Origin of the sequence: Streptomyces sp. NBC_01304 (assembly GCF_035975855.1) — a bacterium.
GTDB lineage: Bacteria > Actinomycetota > Actinomycetes > Streptomycetales > Streptomycetaceae > Streptomyces.
Genome location: NZ_CP109055.1, coordinates 9,821,094 through 9,836,018 on the forward strand (window position 1 = coordinate 9,821,094; position 14,925 = coordinate 9,836,018).

Sequence of the window (14,925 nt, forward strand, 5' to 3'; positions counted from 1 at the left end):
GGCCGATGTCCAGCCTCCGCCTTGAAACGGTGGGCGCCGCCGCCCCGGTCCAGGACGCCCTGGTCCGCGACTGGCAGCACGTCCACAACCTGATCATCCCGCCGCACTTCCTCTCCCTCGACGACGTGCGCGAGCGATCAACCCGCAACCACCTGGAGGTCGCCTACCTCGGCGACACCCTCGTGGGCTGCTCCACGGTGCGCCCGCCCACGAGCGAGTCGCCGGCGGCGACGGTGATCGCGCGGGTGCTGCCCGCGTACCGGGAGCGGGGATTCGGTACGCAGATGTACGAGCGGGGGCTGGCCCGGGCGCGGGAGCTGGGCGCCGAGTCGATCGAGACCAATGTCCTCGGGAGCAACCCGGAGGGGCTGCGGTTCGCGAAGCGGCGCGGGTTCGTCGAGATCGAGACGTATGTGCTGCCCGGCGACACCATTCCCTACATCGACTTGAGGCTCGAGAGCTGAGCTGAGCTGAGCTGAGCTGAGCTGACCTCGGCCGCGGCCGCGGCCGGCCGCGCGTCACAGGCCGTAGCGCCGCGCGGTCTCCTCCTGCTGGGCGAGCCGGTGCAGCGCCCGCAGGATCGGATCGAGAAGGACCGTTCCGGCGATCGCCGTCTCGACCTGCTCCGCCTCCGACGGCTGGCTCTCCGTCATGTCCAGGTCGTGGACGGCCGCCTGGTGCATGAGGTCGGCGTAGGGGCGAAGCAGCGCCGCGTCCCAGTCGTAGCCGAGCCGCCGGAGAGTGGCCACCCCCACCACCAGGGAGCGGTAGGGCGGGGAGATGGTCCGCAGGTCATGGGCGGTCTGCCAGCCCAGGGCGTCGAGGAGTTGGTCGACCTCCACGCGGGCGGCCTCCATGTCGCCGTCGTCCGCGAGATCGGGTTCGGGCGGGCCGGGCAGGGCCCACATGGCCGCGCCGAGACGGATGGTGCGGCCCAGTGAGTCGTCGTCGATGTGCCGCAGCACCTCACCGGCCGTGGCCACCGAGAGCCCGCCGACCTGCAACAGCGCACGCACCAGGCGGAGTCGGCGCAGATGGCCCTCGTCGTAGTCGGCCGTCGTCGCGCTGACCCGGTGGCCCGCGGGCAACAGCCCTTCCCGCAGGTAGTACTTGATCGTCGCGGTGGAGACACCGCTCCGCTCGCTCAACTCCGCCAGTCGCATCGCATGTGCCTTTCCTTGAACAGCGGCACTATCCAATCATGCGCGAGTTGGATAGCGTGCGTATCCAACGAGGTGCACCGGAGATTCGGGAGTCACGATGGCCGCACAGTCAGACAAGTCCGCCGAGCCGGCCCTGCCCGGGGAACCGGCCCCGTCCGAGGCGCTCGTCACGTCCGGCAAGCCCATACCGGGCATGACCACCGCGGCCGCCGAGGGCGAGGTGACCGTGCTGCTCATCGGCATGCGCATCAACCACTTCTGGGGCGTGCACCATTGGCTGCCGGTCCTCGTCAGCATGCCGCGCATGCTCCGCGCGCTGGGCAAGGACAAGAGCCGCGGGCTGCTCGGCTACACCCTGCTCACCGGCTCGCCGCGCACGTACTACGTAGTCCAGTACTGGGAGTCCCAGGAGAAGTTGTACGCCTACGCCCACGCCTCGGACACCCTCCACCACAAGGCCTGGGCGATCATCAACGGCAAGGTGCGCAAGGGCAAGAACCGTCAGCACGTGGGCATCTGGCACGAGTCGTACACCGTGCCCGAGGGTTCGTACGAGACGGTCTACGGCGACATGCCGCCCGTCGGCCTGGCCGCGGCCACCGGCGTACTTCCCCTCGAGCGGCGCGGCCGGACCGCGGCCGCCCGCTTCGCGCACCGGTCGTCCCGGGAGACGGCCGGCAGCCGCTAGGGCCTGTCTTCAAACTCCCGCCTGCCCCGCGACGCCGCAGTGACATCAGCTGCTGCCGCAGCGGGCGCACGCTCGCCGCACCGGGCGAAAGACCAAGTACGTCCGGCCCATCGACGGGGCCTTCCACCCGGCACGCCGAGCGCACGCACCAGACGCCGCGGGGCCGCCCTTCGGGCGACGACGGGAGTTTGAAGATAGGCCCTAGGGCCTGTCTCCCCGATCTCTGCGGGCCCGCGACGCCTGGCAAGCTCCCCCAAGCTCTTCGAGCAGGGGGGACCCCCTCTCGCCGCACCGGGCGAAAGCCCAAGTACGTCCGGCCCATCGACGGGGCCTTCCGCCCGGCACGCCGAGAGCACGCACCAGACGCCGCAGGCTGATCCACAGAGATCGGGGAGACAGGCCCTGGCCGTGCGGCCCCGGCCTACCTTCCGGTGCGCCGGGGCGCCAGCTGCCCCACCGGCTTGACCCGGCCGCGCGCGGCGAAGCCCCAGTCGAGGAGCGACCTGGCCTCCTTGTAGACGCCGTTGCGCACGCCGGAGCGCGGGTTCAGCACGGTGACCAGGACCGTACGGCCGCCCCGGCGCGCGGCGGTGACGAGCGTGTTCCCGGCCCGGCTGGTGTAGCCGTTCTTGATGCCGATCAGGCCCGGGTAGCGGTGTACGCCGTGGGTGCCGCTGAGCAGCCGATTGGTGTTGCGGATGCGGAAGCGCGAGCGGTGGGCCGGGAATCCGGCCGACGCCGTCGCGCAGTAGCGGGCGAAGCGCGGATCGCGCAGCCCGGCCCGCCCGAAGACCGACAGGTCGTACGCCGACGAGAACTGGCCCGGCGCGTCGTACCCGTCCGGCGACACCACCCGCGTGTCGCGCGCCCCGAGCGCCCTCGCCTTCGCCTGCATCTGTCGTGCCGTGCTGCGCCAGCCGCCGTTCATCCGGGCCAGCACCCGCACGGCGTCGTTGCCGGACTTGAGGAAGGTGCCGCGCCACAGGTCCGCGACACGGTAGCTGCGCCCGACCCGCAATCCGATCACGCTGCTGCCGGCGCCGATCCCGGCGAGATCCCGGCCGGTGACGCGGTGCCGGGTGCGGCCGTCCAGGCGGGGCAGCACCGTCAGGGCGAAGAGCGTCTTGAGGGTGCTGGCCGGGGCCAGGCGTTTGTGCGGCCGGTGCACGGCCAGGATCTCGCCGGTGTCGGCATCGGCCACCAGCCAGGCGCGGGCCGACAGGTGACGGGGCAGGCGGGGGACGGCGGCACCCTCGATCGACGCCGCCCGCACCGGTTCTGACGCGGCGACAGGCGCCACGAGCAGCGGGGCCAGGCCTGCGGCCAGGACGAGGGCCACACAAAGGAGGGGCCGGACAAGCCATCTGACGCTCATTCAGTCAACGTAGGCGGGGGTGCCGCACGGCGCAGGCGGGCGTGGGCCGAGTGGGGTGCTGCGTGGCATGCTGATCCGCATGGGGGATCAGGCGGCACGTACGGAACACTTGGCGGACCACGCGGCGGTCCGGGTCAGCTACGACACCGTGGCCGAGGAGTACGCGACGCGGCTGCACGACGAGCTCGACGGCAAACCGCTGGACCGCGCGCTGCTCACCGCGCTCCTGGAGCAGACGGAGCCGGCCGGCCCGGTCGCCGACCTGGGCTGCGGGCCCGGGCACGTGGCGGCCTGGCTCGCGGCCCAGGGGGCCCGTACGGTCGGCATCGACCTGTCGGCGGGCATGGTCGCCGAAGGCCGCCGACGGTTTCCGGAGGTGGAGTTCCGCGAGGGCGACCTCCTCGAACTGCCCGCCAAGGACGGCGAGTTCGCCTCCGCCGTCGCCCTCTACACGATCATCCACCTCGGGCCGGAGGAGCTGATCCGCGCCTTCACGGAGGCGCACCGCGTGCTGCGTCCCTCGGGGCTCCTCCTCGTCGCGTTCCACATGGGCGCCGAGGTCCGGCACCTGGACGAGTGGTGGGGCCACGACGTGGACGTCGACTTCCGCTTCCTCGACCCCGCGCGCATCGCCGAACTCCTCGAAGAGGCGGGCTTCGCGGTGGAGATGCGGATGGAGCGCACGCATTACGCCGCGGAGGCCGAGACCCGGCGGGCCTATCTGCTGGCGCGCAGGGGCTGAGGGCTCGTACGGGATGAGGGCGGGTACGGGTTGATCCGTGCGGCCGTCGCCCGCAGTTGTTCCAGGACGGCGCTCAGGATCGGGTCGCCGTCCGATCCGGCGCGTACGGCAGCGAAGACATGCCGGGTCGGCGGCGGCCCCGCGGGGGAGCGGAGCACCAGGCCGGGGCGGTGCAATGGCTGGACCAGGCGGGGGACGAGGGCGACGCCGAGACCCGCCTCGACGAGGGCGGCCAGGGACTGCCAGTCGTTGACGGCGTGCCGGATGTCCGGGGTGAAGCCGTTCGCCGCGCACAGGGACCGGGTGATGGCGCCGCAGCAACTGCGCGGATCGCCCACGATCCAGGTGTCGCCGGCCAGATCGCGCAGCGGGATGTCCTGCTCCCGGGCCAGGCGGTGGGCGGCCGGCAGGGCCAGATCGAGCGTGTCCACCAACAGATCGACACGGGTGTAGCGGCGGTCGGTGTGCGGTGGGGCCGCGGCGAAGTCGACGGCGATCGCGAGGTCGACCTCGCCGGCGTCGAGTCGCGTGAACAGGTCCGGCGGCTCCGCCTCGACCACTGTGATGCGGACGTCCGGGTGCTGCTCGGTCAGCGGACGCAGGGCGTGCGGCAGCAGCCCGGTGATGGCACTGGAGAACGCCCCGACGGTCACCTCGCCGCGGCGCCCCTCCTGCCAGGCCGAGAGTGCGGCGCGGGCCTCCTCCCACTGTGCGGCCATCACATCGGCATGCTCGAGCAGCACACGCGCCTGCCCGGTCAGCCGCACCCCGCGCCCGGCCCGCTCGATCAGGGGTACGCCCACCTCCCGGGACAGGGCCGTCAGCTGCTGCGACACCGCGGAAGGCGTCAGATGCAGGGCCGCGGCGGTGCGGGCCAGGCTGCCGCGGCGGGCCAGCTCCCGCAGTACGCCGAGGCGGCGCAGGTCCACTGTGAAGGAGTTGCTTACCGGTTCCATCGAGAGAGATTAACTGGACCTGCATGATCGGCCGGGCTCAGGATGGCGCGTAGCCACCCGGGCTGCCTGCCTGTCGCTGAGGGAACTCTCGGTGCGATTCGCGCCGTAAATAACGTGACCTAGCGTCTGCGCGGTGCCGCGCCCCCGCTCCCTCCCGCCGACCGCGAAAGCCCGAGCCCACCATGCCCCGAACCCCGCAGTCCCCGACCGGCCAGGCGCGCGGCGAACAGCCCGCCCAAGCCTTCCTGCTGCTCCACGGCTGGCAGAACCATCGCCCCGCCGAGCACTGGCAACACTGGCTGGCCGACCGCCTGGCCGCGCTCGGCCACACCGTCGCCTACCCTCAGCTGCCCGCCCCCGACGCCCCGGACCTGAACCACTGGCTGGCCGAACTGACCGCCCGGCTCGAAGCGTTGCGCGGGGCGGCGCGAACCACGGTCGTCTGCCACAGCCTGGCCTGCACCCTGTGGCTGCACGCAGTGGCCCGTGACGCCGTGCCGTTCCCGGTCGACCGGGTCCTGCTGGTCGCTCCGCCGTCGCCGTCCTTCGTCCAACAGCACGCCGAGATCGCGCAGTTCACCCCACCTGCGCCGAGCGAGCTCCGCCTCTCCACCGCAGCCGGGCACACCCGTATGGTCGCCGCCGACAACGACCCGTGCTGCCCCGAGGGCGCCACCGAGGTGTACGCGACCCCGCTCGGACTGCCGATCGACGTCCTGGTGGGGGAGGCCCACTTGAACCCGGATGCCGGTTATGGGGCGTGGCCCTCTGTCCTCGAGTGGTGCCTGAGCCCGTCCGGGGACGGTCCGGTCGGGCGCCGGTAAGGGGTGACTACGGATGAATGCCGTACTCGGCAAGCCAGTTCAGCAGGCACGCCCGGTCCGCCACGGCGAGCCGTCCGCCGGTGAAGCGGGCGTCGTCGGTGACCTCCGCACGGCACAGCGGCGGCGGAACGAACAGTCGCGCCGACTCGTCGTCGGCGAACTCCGCCTCGGCCAGGACGAGTCCGTCCAGCGGGGTGCCGAACACATCAACACCCAGCGGCGGCACGCTCAACCGGGTCTTGGACAGCACCATGGCCGGCAGCGAAGCGAGCAGGGCGTACTCGGCCTCTGACAGGTAGGTGTTGGTGATCAGGCCCTGAACGGCGCCCGGGCGGTCGGCGGGCACCTTCTGTGTCAGCTTGAACAGGACGCCCCCGCCGTCGGCACACTCGGCCCGCCGCAGCCGCAGCCGTGTGCCCTCCAGGTACCGGTCGGTGATCCACCGGGTGACGGTCACCGACGACGGTGGCGGCGCGCCGGCGAGCAGGAACCGTCGCTCGCGCTCGATGCGCGCGTACTTTCCCTCACGCGGCACGCGGTCCTCCTGATCGCTGCGGTGTTCCGTCATGGGAGAAGACCTCGCAAGGACTCGGCTCGCGCGGGGTGAACGTCCCCCGATCCGTCCTCGGGTCAGGAGCGGGTCGGGCATCATCGCAGGATGGACTACGAATTCTGGAGTGAGGTTCACGCGCGTGGTGGCATGCCCGCGGTGGAGAGCGCACTGAAGGACCTGGCGGCCCGGTCGACCCCCGAGGAGGTGGACGCGGCGGTGGACGTGGTCTGCCGCGTCATCGAGGACGGCACCGCCCGCATCAACGCCCTCGCCGACCAGCACGAGGCGAAGGCCCAGGAGCTGGAACGGCAGGTGCGTGAGCTGGAGCAGCATGTAGCCGAACGCTCGGCCGCGCGCTCCGAGGAGCAGTCCGGCAGCTGAGCGCGTGGGCGGATCACGGGATGAGCGCACATCATCAGCTGCGCTCCATTCACCAGCTGCGCGTCGCCCACCAACTGCGCGCCTCCCACCAGTCGTGTGCCGATCAGTAGATGTGCACCGAGACCCCGCACACGCCCAGGCCGGCCTCGGCTGCCTCGCGCAACTGTCGGAGCGGACCGTCGACTACGCGCTCCTCGTCGTCGCCGTAGTAGTCGAGCCAGTCCTGCTCCTCGGCCGCCGCGCGCTCCTCGGGACGGAAGGTGAGCGCCTCCTCCACGGCCGGCAGGGCCTGGCGCAACTGTGCGGAGTCGAGCAGGAAGTTGCCGCACCAGCCGGGCAGCAGTGCGGCGCGGCGTGGTCCGATGGCGTGGAAGAGCGAGGCGACCGCGTACTCCTTGCTGTGGATGGAGAGGAACATCCGGTCCGTGTCCGCGGCCTCCTGCCACACGTCGTCCGGCAGGTAGAAGTCGGTGTCGTCAGGCCCGCCCTGGTACATCTCGTCCGTCCGGTCCCCGGGGCAGGTCAGATCCCGGAATGAGGTCAAGTCCTCGGCGTCCTGGTCGTTGCCGTTCCCGAAGGGGCGCCACCAGGTCCGGTAATCGGGCAGCGGCCGGGCCTGCCACCGCCGCCGGCGTGCCTGGGCGAGCGGATCGTCGTGGTCGGCCCTGAGCAGCGGCAGCATGCGGGGCGCGAGGCGGGCGACGAAGGCGTCGTCATGGGCGGAGATCGCCCAGGCAGAGGTGAATCCCATGCCGGGGACCGTATGCCCCGGCACTGACAGTGGTCCGTTCCGGGCAGGGTCCCGTTCCGTTGAGCGGCGCCCGGCCCGGCCCGGTGACACTCTCGCCCGAAGTGCCCTCAGGCAGCCGTCACCACGATCTCGCTGCGTACCGCCGCCGCCCACTCCGTCACCAAGCGGAGATAGAGAGTCCGCTGCTCCGGGGAGAGCCGCCCGTCGTTGCTCGCCCAGAGGGCGCGGATCTCCGCGTTCACCTCGGTGGCGGGCCGCATGAATTCGCGGGTCTGAACGGTCAGTGGCATAGCACCGAAGGGTAAACGCATTACAACATCCATGCCACAGGGCTGACTTGTACTTCAAGTGGTCCTCCAGCGGCACTGCGGGTGGACCTCGAGGATTCTCCTACGGTTTCTTCAAGCGATCCGGGGGAGCCGCGTCCCTCACCGGCGGTGCGTCGCGGCGCGGCAGGGCCCGGCGCATGGGGCGTCCCTCGATGAGTTTGTGGCTCGTGCGCAGCCACACCGCCGAACCCTCGTGCACCTTGGCCTGCCTGCGGGGACCGTGTTCGGGCAGGTAGGCGCTCTCCTCGGTGCCGTCGGGCAGGGTCACGACGGCGATGACGAGCGATCCGCCGAGCGGGACGAGGCGTTTGACGATGCCCGAACTGTGCAGTGAGGACTGCCGCTTCTTCGTCTTTTCCTTGTTGTTCTTCATGGCACCGTTGTAGCGGCTCCCGAGCGGAGTGCTTCCCTCTCACTTGACGAGATTCAGCACGGGGCGCAGTCCGTCGGGGCGCTCCGCCGTCGGCAGGTGGTCCACGAAGTGCACCTGGCAGCCGATTTGGGCGGCCCCGGCGTCCGCGCGCCGGTCGTCGCCCACCATGAGGACGTGCTCCGGTGCGACGGCCAGGGCGTCGCAGGCCGCCGCGAACAGTTCGGGTGCGGGCTTTTGGACGCCGTGTTCGTACGACAGGACGTACGCGTCGACATGGGCGTCGAGGCCATGTGCGCGGAACACGGGCCGCAGGTCCCAGCCGATGTTGCTGATGACCGCGACGCCGATGCCGCGCTCGCGCAGTTCGGCCAGGACCTCATGGGCGTCGGGGTAGGGCTGCCAGGCGGCCGCGGTCATGTGGCGTTCGTACAGCGCGTCGTGCAATCGCGGGTCGGGCAGTTCGACTTGGCGGGACAGACCGGTGAAGGCCGCGCGGTGTCCTGTCGCGTCCACGTCTCGGTGGGTCCACAGGTCGGCCAGCTGGTCGGGGACCGAGGCGGGGGATGAGCCGCCGGGCAGGGCGCCCGCGGTCTCCAGGGCCGCCGCGAGGCGCTGCAACTCAGGCTCGGGCAGGGTGAGTTCGGCCTCGGTGAGGACGGCGCGCAGCCAGGACTCGGCGGATTCGATGCGCAGCAGAGTGCCGGAGAAGTCGAACAGCACGCCCTTGATCGTCATGATCGTCATGAGGGAAATCCTCGGTGCCCCGGTGCGGCCCGGTCAAGGAGCCCCGGTTCGGCGGCACGCTCAAGGAGTCGGCCGTCGTGGTTGCCGCGACCGGGTGGCGGCGGTGCGTCGGGTGGGGGTGTCGTCCGTGGGGCGTTTCCGTACGTTGCCGCCGTCGCGTTCCGGCGCGGGTACGTCCCGTGCCGGCGCTCGTAGGTCCACATGGCCAGCGACACCATGAACGCGCCGAGGAGATAGCCGCCGAGCACGTCCGTGGGCCAGTGCACCCCCAGCCATACGCGCGTGACGCCGACGCCGAGGACCGACAGCGCGGCGAGTGCGCCCACCACGCCTTGGACCCCGCGCCCGGCACCGTACGCCCGGAGCAGCCACACCAGCAGCCCGCACACGACCGTCGCGGTCAACGCGTGCCCGGACGGAAACGCCGCGTACTGCGCGCTGTCCACGGGGTCGGTCCACACCGGACGGTCGCGGTCGACCGCCGCCTTGAGGCCCTGCTGCAGCAGTGTGCCGAGCGCACACGTGGCCGCCACCCACAGCGCGAGCCACCGTGCGCCCTGCCACCACAGCCACCCTGTGATCACGGCACACAGGGGGCGCATCGCCCAGGGGTCCCACACCCAGTCGCTGAGCACGCGCTGGGTGTGGGTCAGGGCGGGGGAGTCCAGGGCCCAGCGGTGCGCGGCCCGGGTGATGTCCTCGTCGAGGCCGAGGAGCGGGCGCCACTCGAAGGCGACCAGAGCGAGCAGCAGGGCCGAGAGCGCGGCCAGGACGAGCGCCGTCCGGGCGGCGGTGCCGAAGGTGGCGGACGGCGGGCGGGGCGGGGTGTCCAGTGGTGCCGGGTGCATGGGCCGATCCTCGCCGACGTCGGGGTGCGCGGGCCAGAGTGGCGCACGGAGGCGGGGCTTCGGCTCCGACGGGCGGCCCCGGCTCGCAGCCCCGTACGAGCGTCGTACGCCGGGGCGGTAGGGGGGGCGGCCGAGGGTCTAGCCGAGCGTGCTGAGCCCCGGCATGAACGCCACGAGGACCGGAACCACGGGCACCAGGGCCCCGGCCGCCGTCAGGCGGAGCCTGCGTCCAGCGGTGAGGCGGGGCTCGGGGGTGAGCAGGCGGTGCACCCGCTCGGGGACCTGGGCGTGCGGGGTCGGGCAGGGGCCGAACACGCCGCGGTCCTCGTTGAGTTCGACCAGGGCCAGCGCGATCGTCAGCCGGCCGAAGCGCCGCGAGGCCACGTCGTCGGCCGCCAGCTCGACCAGGCGGTGCATCTCGTCGCGGAACGCGGCGAAGACCGGGACCTGCGGGAACCCGCCCGCCAGCGCGCCCGAGCAGTGCAGCAGCCAGTCGTGCCGCGCCTGCGCGTGCCCCTGCTCATGGGCGAGGACCGCGTCGAGCTGGCGGCCCTTGAGGCGGCGCAACGCGGCGGTGGTGATGACCAGTTGGGGTGCGGCACCGGGCAGCCACCAGGCGTCCGGACGCTCACCTTCGAGGACGACGAGCCGGTCCGTGCCGGGCTCCTCGCCGGGCAGCAGCGGGGAGCGTACGAGGAGTTCGGCCCGACGGCGGCGGCGCCGCGCGCGGGCCCGCACGATCTCGCGGGTCAGCATCGCCCCGGTCCACACCGCCCCTGCGGCCAGCGCCAGCGCGGTCGCCGCGGCCCACGGCCCGGACGCCCCGAGCGCGTACGCCTCGACCACATCACTGGGTGCGGGCGCGAACACCCGGCCGCGTACGGCCTGCCAGGCGGCGGAGGCGCTCAGTGTCATCGACAGGGCGCAGCACAGCAGCACACCGGCCACGACGCACTGCCACATCCACAGTGCGACGACGGGTTCGCGCTCGGGCCACTCGGCGCGTGCCAGGAGTCTGGGGGCCACGACGGCGGTCAGCGCGCCGAGCAGGAGCAGGGCGACGGGGACCAACATGCGCCCAAGCCTATGTAGCGGCGCTACCCGACGGTATGGGCCTGCCCGTCAAGTGACGCACGCCACGGCCGCGGTGCGGCCCGGCGGCGACCGCATGCTCCCCCTCGTACACCCTTGCGCCGCGTGCGCTCCGACCCTGGCGGGCATCACCTCATCGACACCGTTCTCAGCTACAGCGTCGAACCGTCGAAGGGGGAGGTGCGCCGTGCACGGACCGGCACTGGCCGGGTGGCTGCTCGTCGCGCTGTGCGCGGCGACCGGGGCGTACTGCCTGCTGCGGATGCGCAGTTCGCTCGCACAGCAGCGGGACACGGCGGGTGGCGAGGCGTTGATGGGCTTCGGCATGGCGTTGATGGCCGTGCCCGCCGCGGTGGCCGGACCGCCGCGCTGGGCCTGGTTCGGGTACGCCGTGGTGTTCGGCGCCGCGGCGCTGCGCGCGCTCTGGTCGGCGCGCCGGTCGGCCCATCATCTGCACCACCTGGTGGGTGCGCTCGCCATGGTCTACATGTCGGTGGCGATGGCAGTGGTCCCCGGCGGGCACGCGGGGCACGGCGGGCCGGCGGGCGTGCCGCTCGTCACCGGGCTGCTGCTCGTGTACTTCGCGGCGTACGTCCTGCACTCGGGCACCCGCCTGGCACCGGCGACCGCGACGGGCACGGCCGGGGTGGGCGGCGGAGGCGGGCAGGCCTGGGGCGACCGGGTCGAGCTGGCGCTGGCGTGCCGGCTCTCGATGGGGATCGGCATGTGCGCCATGCTTCTGACGATGTGAGCCGCCTGCTCATACCTGTGCGGATGTGTCGGAAAAGTGGCTGTACGGGGGTGCCGTTGCGGCGCTTGAATCGCTGTCCGACGGGGGCAAGCAGGTCGCCTGTGGGCGCCTGCGCAGGCCACGGAGGAAGGGACAGCGCGATGAGCATGGTCCAGAGCGGCAAGGTGAACCTGGACTCGGCGCACTCCACCGAGACACAGGGCGGCAAGACCGACACCTTCAAGCGGGTCGATTTCCCCACCCCGTTCCCTGCGGGGACGGACGTCATCGTGCAGGTCACGGTGCAGACCTTCAACGGGCCCGAGACACCGGGCATCCGGCTCCACGAAGTGAGCAACACCGGCTTCAAGGTCCGCTTGAACGAGATCTACGGCGGCGGCATCTCCGCCGACGGCAAGCACGCGACCGAGACCGTCGGCTGGACGGCGTACACCGTCTGAGCCGCGCCGCGTGTGGCCCCGGGCCTGCGAGCCAGGGGTCACACGCCTGCGTGAGGTGAGCCGGCGGCCCGGTCGCCCTCCCTGCCGCAGGCCCGTCGTGGCGCCTAGCGCGCCCCCAGCTCCAACTCGATGGCCCCGAGCAGCAGTTCACGCGCCTGCTCCAACGTGAGCGACCCGCTCAGCCAGCGCATGCTGACCCCCTCGACCAGCGCGGTCAGCCGCTGCGCGGCCGCCTCGGAGTCGGTCTCGGGTCGTGCGCAGCCCGCGTCCTGTGCGGCGCGGATCGTCTCGGCGACCTCGTCCGTCCAGGTCCGGGTCGAGGTGGCCAGGGCCTCGCGCAGCTCCGTCTCGAAGACCGCGCTGGCCCGCAGCTCGCCCCAGGCGGTGCTGTTCTCGCGCACCTGCTCGGTCTCCTGGAGCTCCATGAGCAGCATCTGCTCCAGCTCCCCCCGGGCGTCCCGGGCGGTGGCGATCGCCTTGTCCGTGTAGGCGCCGGCCCGGTCGCTGACGAACTCCAGGGTGCGGCGGATCAGGCCCGCGCGGTCCTTGAAGTGGTAGTAGATCAGCGCGGTCGACACCCCGGCCTCGGCGGCCAGCTTCTCGACCCGCAGGCCGCGCACGCCGCTGCGGGCGATGACGCGTACGGCCGCTTCCATGATCAGCTCCTGGCGGTCGGACATGAGGTGCCGCTCAACTCCCTGAGGTCTGCGCCCTGTTGGGGGCGGTCGAAATCCGGCCCTCTCCAGGCCTTGACTGGAATTTCAGTCAGCATCCAGGATAGCCGCCACCGAGGCTGACTGAATTTTCAGCCAGGGACTATCTCAGGACAAGTGCGGGCAAGAGCGGCGATCAATACTGCTGCTCCAGCCCGAAAGGGAGATCCAGATGATGCGCATGCCGGCCGAATGGGCCGAGCACGAGGCCTGCCTGATGGCCTGGCCGACCCGGCGGGAACTGTGGGGCACACAGTTCGAGGCCGCCAAACGGGAGTACGCCGCCGTGGCCGGGGCCGTCGCCGCGTTCGAGCCCGTGATCATGGTGGCCGCGCCGGGCGCCGGCCGGGAGGCCGAGGCGGCCTGCGGCAACGGCGTACGCGTGATCGAGCTGCCGATCGACGACTCCTGGCTGCGCGACTCGGGCCCGATCTTCGTCCTGGGCGAGGACGGCACCCGCGCCGGTGTGGACTTCCGCTTCAACGCCTGGGGCGAGAAGCACTACCCGTGGGACGCCGACGACAAGTTCGCCGCGCTGCTCCTGGACCGGCTCGGCGTCGACCGCCACCACTCCCCGATGATCCTCGAGGGCGGCGCGCTCACCGTCGACGGCGAGGGCACCCTGATCACCACCGAGCAGTGCCTGCTGCACCCCAACCGCAACCCCCGCATGGCCCGCGCCGACATCGAGCGCGAACTGCGGCACCGCCTGGGCGTGACCAAGGTGATCTGGCTGCCGTACGGCGGCTTCGAGGACGAGGAGACCGACGGGCACGTCGACGGGGTGTGCGCCTTCGTCGCCCCCGGCAAGGTGATCGTCCAGCTCCCGGCCGACCCGGCCCACCCCGACCATGCCCGGATGCGCGCCAACCGCGCGGTCCTGGAGGCGGTCACCGATGCGCGCGGCCGCCGCCTGGAGATCATCGAGGTCCCGCAGACCGCGTACGGCACGGTCGGCGGGGCGGAGGCGACCGGCGGCGAGCCGATCGAGGTCGGCCATCTGAACTTCTACGTCGCCAACGGCGGCGTCGTCGTCCCGGTCGCGGGCGCCCCGGACGACGACGCCGCGCTCGCCGTCATCGCCTCCGCCTTCCCGGGCCGCAAGGTCGTCGGGGTCCGCACACCGACGCTGGCGTACGGCGGCGGGGGAGTGCACTGCATCACCCAGCAGCTGCCGAAGGCCCTGCCGGGCGTGGGGGCGTGAGAGGCATGACGTACAACCAGAACCAGAACCAGAACCAGAACCAGAACTCGGTGACGTACGACCTGCTCACCTCCTTCGGATCGCCCCTCGGCTCCCCGGCCCGCCTCGAACCTCCCCAACGCCCCTTCCTGCGTACGGGACTTGTCCAGATGCGCCGGCAGTCCGACGAGCACGCCCACGACGACGCGCTGCGCGCCGGGATCCGCCTCGCCGCCTCCCGGGGCGCCACCGTGGTCTGCCTGCCCGAGCTGACCCGCAGCCCCTACTTCGCCGCCGACGAGGCCATGGCCGCGGACGCGGTCCGTCACCTGGAGGACATCCCCGACGGGCCCACCACCCGCCTGATCACCGAACTCGCCACCGAACTCGGCATCACCGTGCACGCCTCGCTGTACGAGCGGGCGGCCGACGGCGGCCTCGGCTACAACACCGCCGTGTGCGTCGGCCCCGACGGGACGCTCCTGGCCCGCACCCGCAAGAACCACATCCCGGCCTTCCCCGGCTACCGCGAGGACCTCTGCTTCCGGCCCGGTGACAGCGGGTTCCCCGTCGTCGAGATCGCGGGCGCGGCCCGCTTCGGGTTCCCGACCTGCTGGGACGAGTGGTTTCCGGAGCTGGCCCGCACCTACGCCCTGCGCGGCGCCGAGATCCTCGTGCATCCGACGGCGATCGGATCCGAGCCCGACATGCCCGAGTTCGACACCCGGCCCATGTGGGAGCAGGCCATCTCGTCGAACGGCCTGGCCAACGCGCTGTTCATGGTGGTGCCCAACCGGGTCGGCACAGAGGGGCGTACGGAGTTCTACGGGTCCTCCTTCATCTCCGACCCCTACGGCCGCGTGATGCTCCGGGCGCCGCGCGACCGCCCCGCCGTGCTCGTCGCCGATCTCGACCTCGACCAGCGCCGTGACTGGCTCGACTTCGGCCTGCTGCAGACCCGCCGCCCCGAGCTGTACGGGCAGCTCATCGAGCCCGTGACCACATAAGGAGCGTGCCGC

At 72.0% G+C, this 14,925-nt stretch carries 19 protein-coding genes and 1 pseudogene; 9 read left to right on the top strand and 11 right to left on the bottom strand.

Features of this window, described 5'->3' with window-relative positions:
- Positions 1–5: 5 nt before the first annotated feature.
- Entirely contained in the window at positions 6–464 is a 459-nt protein-coding gene (locus OG430_RS43765) for a GNAT family N-acetyltransferase (RefSeq protein ID WP_327358239.1), read from the top strand.
- A gap of 54 nt (positions 465–518) precedes the next feature.
- Here OG430_RS43765 and OG430_RS43770 read toward each other — a convergent pair whose 3' ends face one another.
- Positions 519–1,163 carry a MerR family transcriptional regulator gene (locus OG430_RS43770; protein ID WP_327358240.1) on the bottom strand — a complete coding sequence of 215 codons (645 nt, stop codon included), beginning with the start codon at positions 1,161–1,163 and terminating at the stop codon, positions 519–521.
- A 193-nt stretch (positions 1,164–1,356) separates the two neighbouring features.
- Between OG430_RS43770 and OG430_RS43775 the strand changes: the two genes are divergently transcribed.
- Positions 1,357–1,851, top strand: coding sequence for a DUF4188 domain-containing protein (locus tag OG430_RS43775; RefSeq protein WP_327359467.1), 495 nt, complete (start codon positions 1,357–1,359; stop codon positions 1,849–1,851).
- Between the two features lie 421 nt (positions 1,852–2,272).
- Here the strand turns inward: OG430_RS43775 and OG430_RS43780 are convergent, their stop codons facing one another.
- Positions 2,273–3,226 (bottom strand): D-alanyl-D-alanine carboxypeptidase family protein, encoded by a 954-nt coding sequence (locus tag OG430_RS43780; protein ID WP_327358241.1) that lies wholly within the window; start codon positions 3,224–3,226, stop codon positions 2,273–2,275.
- 67 nt (positions 3,227–3,293) lie between these two features.
- Between OG430_RS43780 and OG430_RS43785 the strand changes: the two genes are divergently transcribed.
- Positions 3,294–3,968: a class I SAM-dependent methyltransferase gene (locus OG430_RS43785; protein ID WP_327358243.1), complete on the top strand. Its 675-nt coding sequence runs from the start codon at positions 3,294–3,296 to the stop codon at positions 3,966–3,968.
- Here OG430_RS43785 and OG430_RS43790 read toward each other — a convergent pair.
- Positions 3,944–4,924 (bottom strand): LysR family transcriptional regulator, encoded by a 981-nt coding sequence (locus OG430_RS43790; RefSeq protein WP_327358244.1) that lies wholly within the window; start codon positions 4,922–4,924, stop codon positions 3,944–3,946. The two genes, OG430_RS43785 and OG430_RS43790, sit on opposite strands and share 25 nt — an antisense overlap.
- Positions 4,925–5,106: 182 nt before the next feature.
- Here OG430_RS43790 and OG430_RS43795 point away from each other — a divergent pair, with 182 nt between their 5' ends.
- Positions 5,107–5,748 carry an RBBP9/YdeN family alpha/beta hydrolase gene (locus tag OG430_RS43795; protein WP_327358245.1) on the top strand — a complete coding sequence of 214 codons (642 nt, stop codon included), beginning with the start codon at positions 5,107–5,109 and terminating at the stop codon, positions 5,746–5,748.
- A gap of 7 nt (positions 5,749–5,755) precedes the next feature.
- Here OG430_RS43795 and OG430_RS43800 read toward each other — a convergent pair whose 3' ends face one another.
- Positions 5,756–6,316 (bottom strand): hypothetical protein, encoded by a 561-nt coding sequence (locus OG430_RS43800; RefSeq protein ID WP_327358246.1) that lies wholly within the window; start codon positions 6,314–6,316, stop codon positions 5,756–5,758.
- A 90-nt stretch (positions 6,317–6,406) separates the two neighbouring features.
- Here OG430_RS43800 and OG430_RS43805 point away from each other — a divergent pair, with 90 nt between their 5' ends.
- Positions 6,407–6,682 (top strand): hypothetical protein, encoded by a 276-nt coding sequence (locus tag OG430_RS43805; protein ID WP_327358247.1) that lies wholly within the window; start codon positions 6,407–6,409, stop codon positions 6,680–6,682.
- Between the two features lie 103 nt (positions 6,683–6,785).
- On the opposite strand, the gene OG430_RS43810 is transcribed toward OG430_RS43805, so the two are convergent.
- The 6 genes and pseudogenes from OG430_RS43810 to OG430_RS43835 all read right to left on the bottom strand — a co-directional run bounded on the left by OG430_RS43810 (position 6,786) and on the right by OG430_RS43835 (position 10,801).
- The gene (locus OG430_RS43810) at positions 6,786–7,433 is read right to left on the bottom strand and encodes a hypothetical protein (RefSeq protein ID WP_327358248.1); all 648 of its coding nucleotides are present in this window, start codon (positions 7,431–7,433) and stop codon (positions 6,786–6,788) included.
- Between the two features lie 107 nt (positions 7,434–7,540).
- Positions 7,541–7,723: a hypothetical protein gene (locus tag OG430_RS43815; protein WP_327358249.1), complete on the bottom strand. Its 183-nt coding sequence runs from the start codon at positions 7,721–7,723 to the stop codon at positions 7,541–7,543.
- Between the two features lie 100 nt (positions 7,724–7,823).
- Positions 7,824–8,135, bottom strand: a complete 312-nt coding sequence (locus OG430_RS43820; protein WP_327358250.1) for a hypothetical protein — start codon at positions 8,133–8,135, stop codon at positions 7,824–7,826.
- A 39-nt stretch (positions 8,136–8,174) separates the two neighbouring features.
- Positions 8,175–8,870: an HAD family hydrolase gene (locus tag OG430_RS43825; protein WP_327359468.1), complete on the bottom strand. Its 696-nt coding sequence runs from the start codon at positions 8,868–8,870 to the stop codon at positions 8,175–8,177.
- Between the two features lie 188 nt (positions 8,871–9,058).
- A pseudogene (locus tag OG430_RS43830) lies at positions 9,059–9,727 on the bottom strand (phosphatase PAP2 family protein); the annotation flags it as partial.
- A 138-nt stretch (positions 9,728–9,865) separates the two neighbouring features.
- The gene (locus tag OG430_RS43835) at positions 9,866–10,801 is read right to left on the bottom strand and encodes a M56 family metallopeptidase (protein WP_327358252.1); all 936 of its coding nucleotides are present in this window, start codon (positions 10,799–10,801) and stop codon (positions 9,866–9,868) included.
- Positions 10,802–11,006: 205 nt separating this feature from the next.
- Between OG430_RS43835 and OG430_RS43840 the strand changes: the two genes are divergently transcribed.
- Positions 11,007–11,570, top strand: a complete 564-nt coding sequence (locus tag OG430_RS43840; protein ID WP_327358253.1) for a DUF5134 domain-containing protein — start codon at positions 11,007–11,009, stop codon at positions 11,568–11,570.
- A 140-nt stretch (positions 11,571–11,710) separates the two neighbouring features.
- Positions 11,711–12,010 carry a hypothetical protein gene (locus tag OG430_RS43845; protein WP_327358254.1) on the top strand — a complete coding sequence of 100 codons (300 nt, stop codon included), beginning with the start codon at positions 11,711–11,713 and terminating at the stop codon, positions 12,008–12,010.
- Between the two features lie 104 nt (positions 12,011–12,114).
- Here OG430_RS43845 and OG430_RS43850 read toward each other — a convergent pair whose 3' ends face one another.
- Positions 12,115–12,690, bottom strand: coding sequence for a TetR/AcrR family transcriptional regulator (locus OG430_RS43850; protein WP_327358255.1), 576 nt, complete (start codon positions 12,688–12,690; stop codon positions 12,115–12,117).
- 205 nt (positions 12,691–12,895) lie between these two features.
- Between OG430_RS43850 and OG430_RS43855 the strand changes: the two genes are divergently transcribed.
- Together OG430_RS43855 and OG430_RS43860 are read left to right on the top strand one after the other, a co-directional pair.
- Entirely contained in the window at positions 12,896–13,927 is a 1,032-nt protein-coding gene (locus tag OG430_RS43855) for an agmatine deiminase family protein (RefSeq protein ID WP_327358256.1), read from the top strand.
- 5 nt (positions 13,928–13,932) lie between these two features.
- Positions 13,933–14,913: a nitrilase-related carbon-nitrogen hydrolase gene (locus OG430_RS43860; protein WP_327358257.1), complete on the top strand. Its 981-nt coding sequence runs from the start codon at positions 13,933–13,935 to the stop codon at positions 14,911–14,913.
- The last annotated feature ends 12 nt before the right edge of the window (positions 14,914–14,925 follow it).

Coding starts and splice junctions, on each gene's coding strand:
- OG430_RS43835 (WP_327358252.1), bottom strand. CDS start 10,801: ATGTTGGTCCCCGTCGCCCTGCTCCTGCTCGGCGCGCTGACCGCCGTC.
- OG430_RS43795 (WP_327358245.1), top strand. CDS start 5,107: ATGCCCCGAACCCCGCAGTCCCCGACCGGCCAGGCGCGCGGCGAACAG.
- OG430_RS43860 (WP_327358257.1), top strand. CDS start 13,933: ATGACGTACAACCAGAACCAGAACCAGAACCAGAACCAGAACTCGGTG.
- OG430_RS43785 (WP_327358243.1), top strand. CDS start 3,294: ATGCTGATCCGCATGGGGGATCAGGCGGCACGTACGGAACACTTGGCG.
- OG430_RS43845 (WP_327358254.1), top strand. CDS start 11,711: ATGAGCATGGTCCAGAGCGGCAAGGTGAACCTGGACTCGGCGCACTCC.
- OG430_RS43800 (WP_327358246.1), bottom strand. CDS start 6,316: ATGACGGAACACCGCAGCGATCAGGAGGACCGCGTGCCGCGTGAGGGA.
- OG430_RS43790 (WP_327358244.1), bottom strand. CDS start 4,924: ATGGAACCGGTAAGCAACTCCTTCACAGTGGACCTGCGCCGCCTCGGC.
- OG430_RS43775 (WP_327359467.1), top strand. CDS start 1,357: ATGACCACCGCGGCCGCCGAGGGCGAGGTGACCGTGCTGCTCATCGGC.
- OG430_RS43855 (WP_327358256.1), top strand. CDS start 12,896: ATGATGCGCATGCCGGCCGAATGGGCCGAGCACGAGGCCTGCCTGATG.
- OG430_RS43810 (WP_327358248.1), bottom strand. CDS start 7,433: ATGGGATTCACCTCTGCCTGGGCGATCTCCGCCCATGACGACGCCTTC.
- OG430_RS43765 (WP_327358239.1), top strand. CDS start 6: ATGTCCAGCCTCCGCCTTGAAACGGTGGGCGCCGCCGCCCCGGTCCAG.
- OG430_RS43825 (WP_327359468.1), bottom strand. CDS start 8,870: ATGACGATCAAGGGCGTGCTGTTCGACTTCTCCGGCACTCTGCTGCGC.
- OG430_RS43815 (WP_327358249.1), bottom strand. CDS start 7,723: ATGCCACTGACCGTTCAGACCCGCGAATTCATGCGGCCCGCCACCGAG.
- OG430_RS43820 (WP_327358250.1), bottom strand. CDS start 8,135: ATGAAGAACAACAAGGAAAAGACGAAGAAGCGGCAGTCCTCACTGCAC.
- OG430_RS43850 (WP_327358255.1), bottom strand. CDS start 12,690: ATGTCCGACCGCCAGGAGCTGATCATGGAAGCGGCCGTACGCGTCATC.
- OG430_RS43770 (WP_327358240.1), bottom strand. CDS start 1,163: ATGCGACTGGCGGAGTTGAGCGAGCGGAGCGGTGTCTCCACCGCGACG.
- OG430_RS43780 (WP_327358241.1), bottom strand. CDS start 3,226: ATGAGCGTCAGATGGCTTGTCCGGCCCCTCCTTTGTGTGGCCCTCGTC.
- OG430_RS43805 (WP_327358247.1), top strand. CDS start 6,407: ATGGACTACGAATTCTGGAGTGAGGTTCACGCGCGTGGTGGCATGCCC.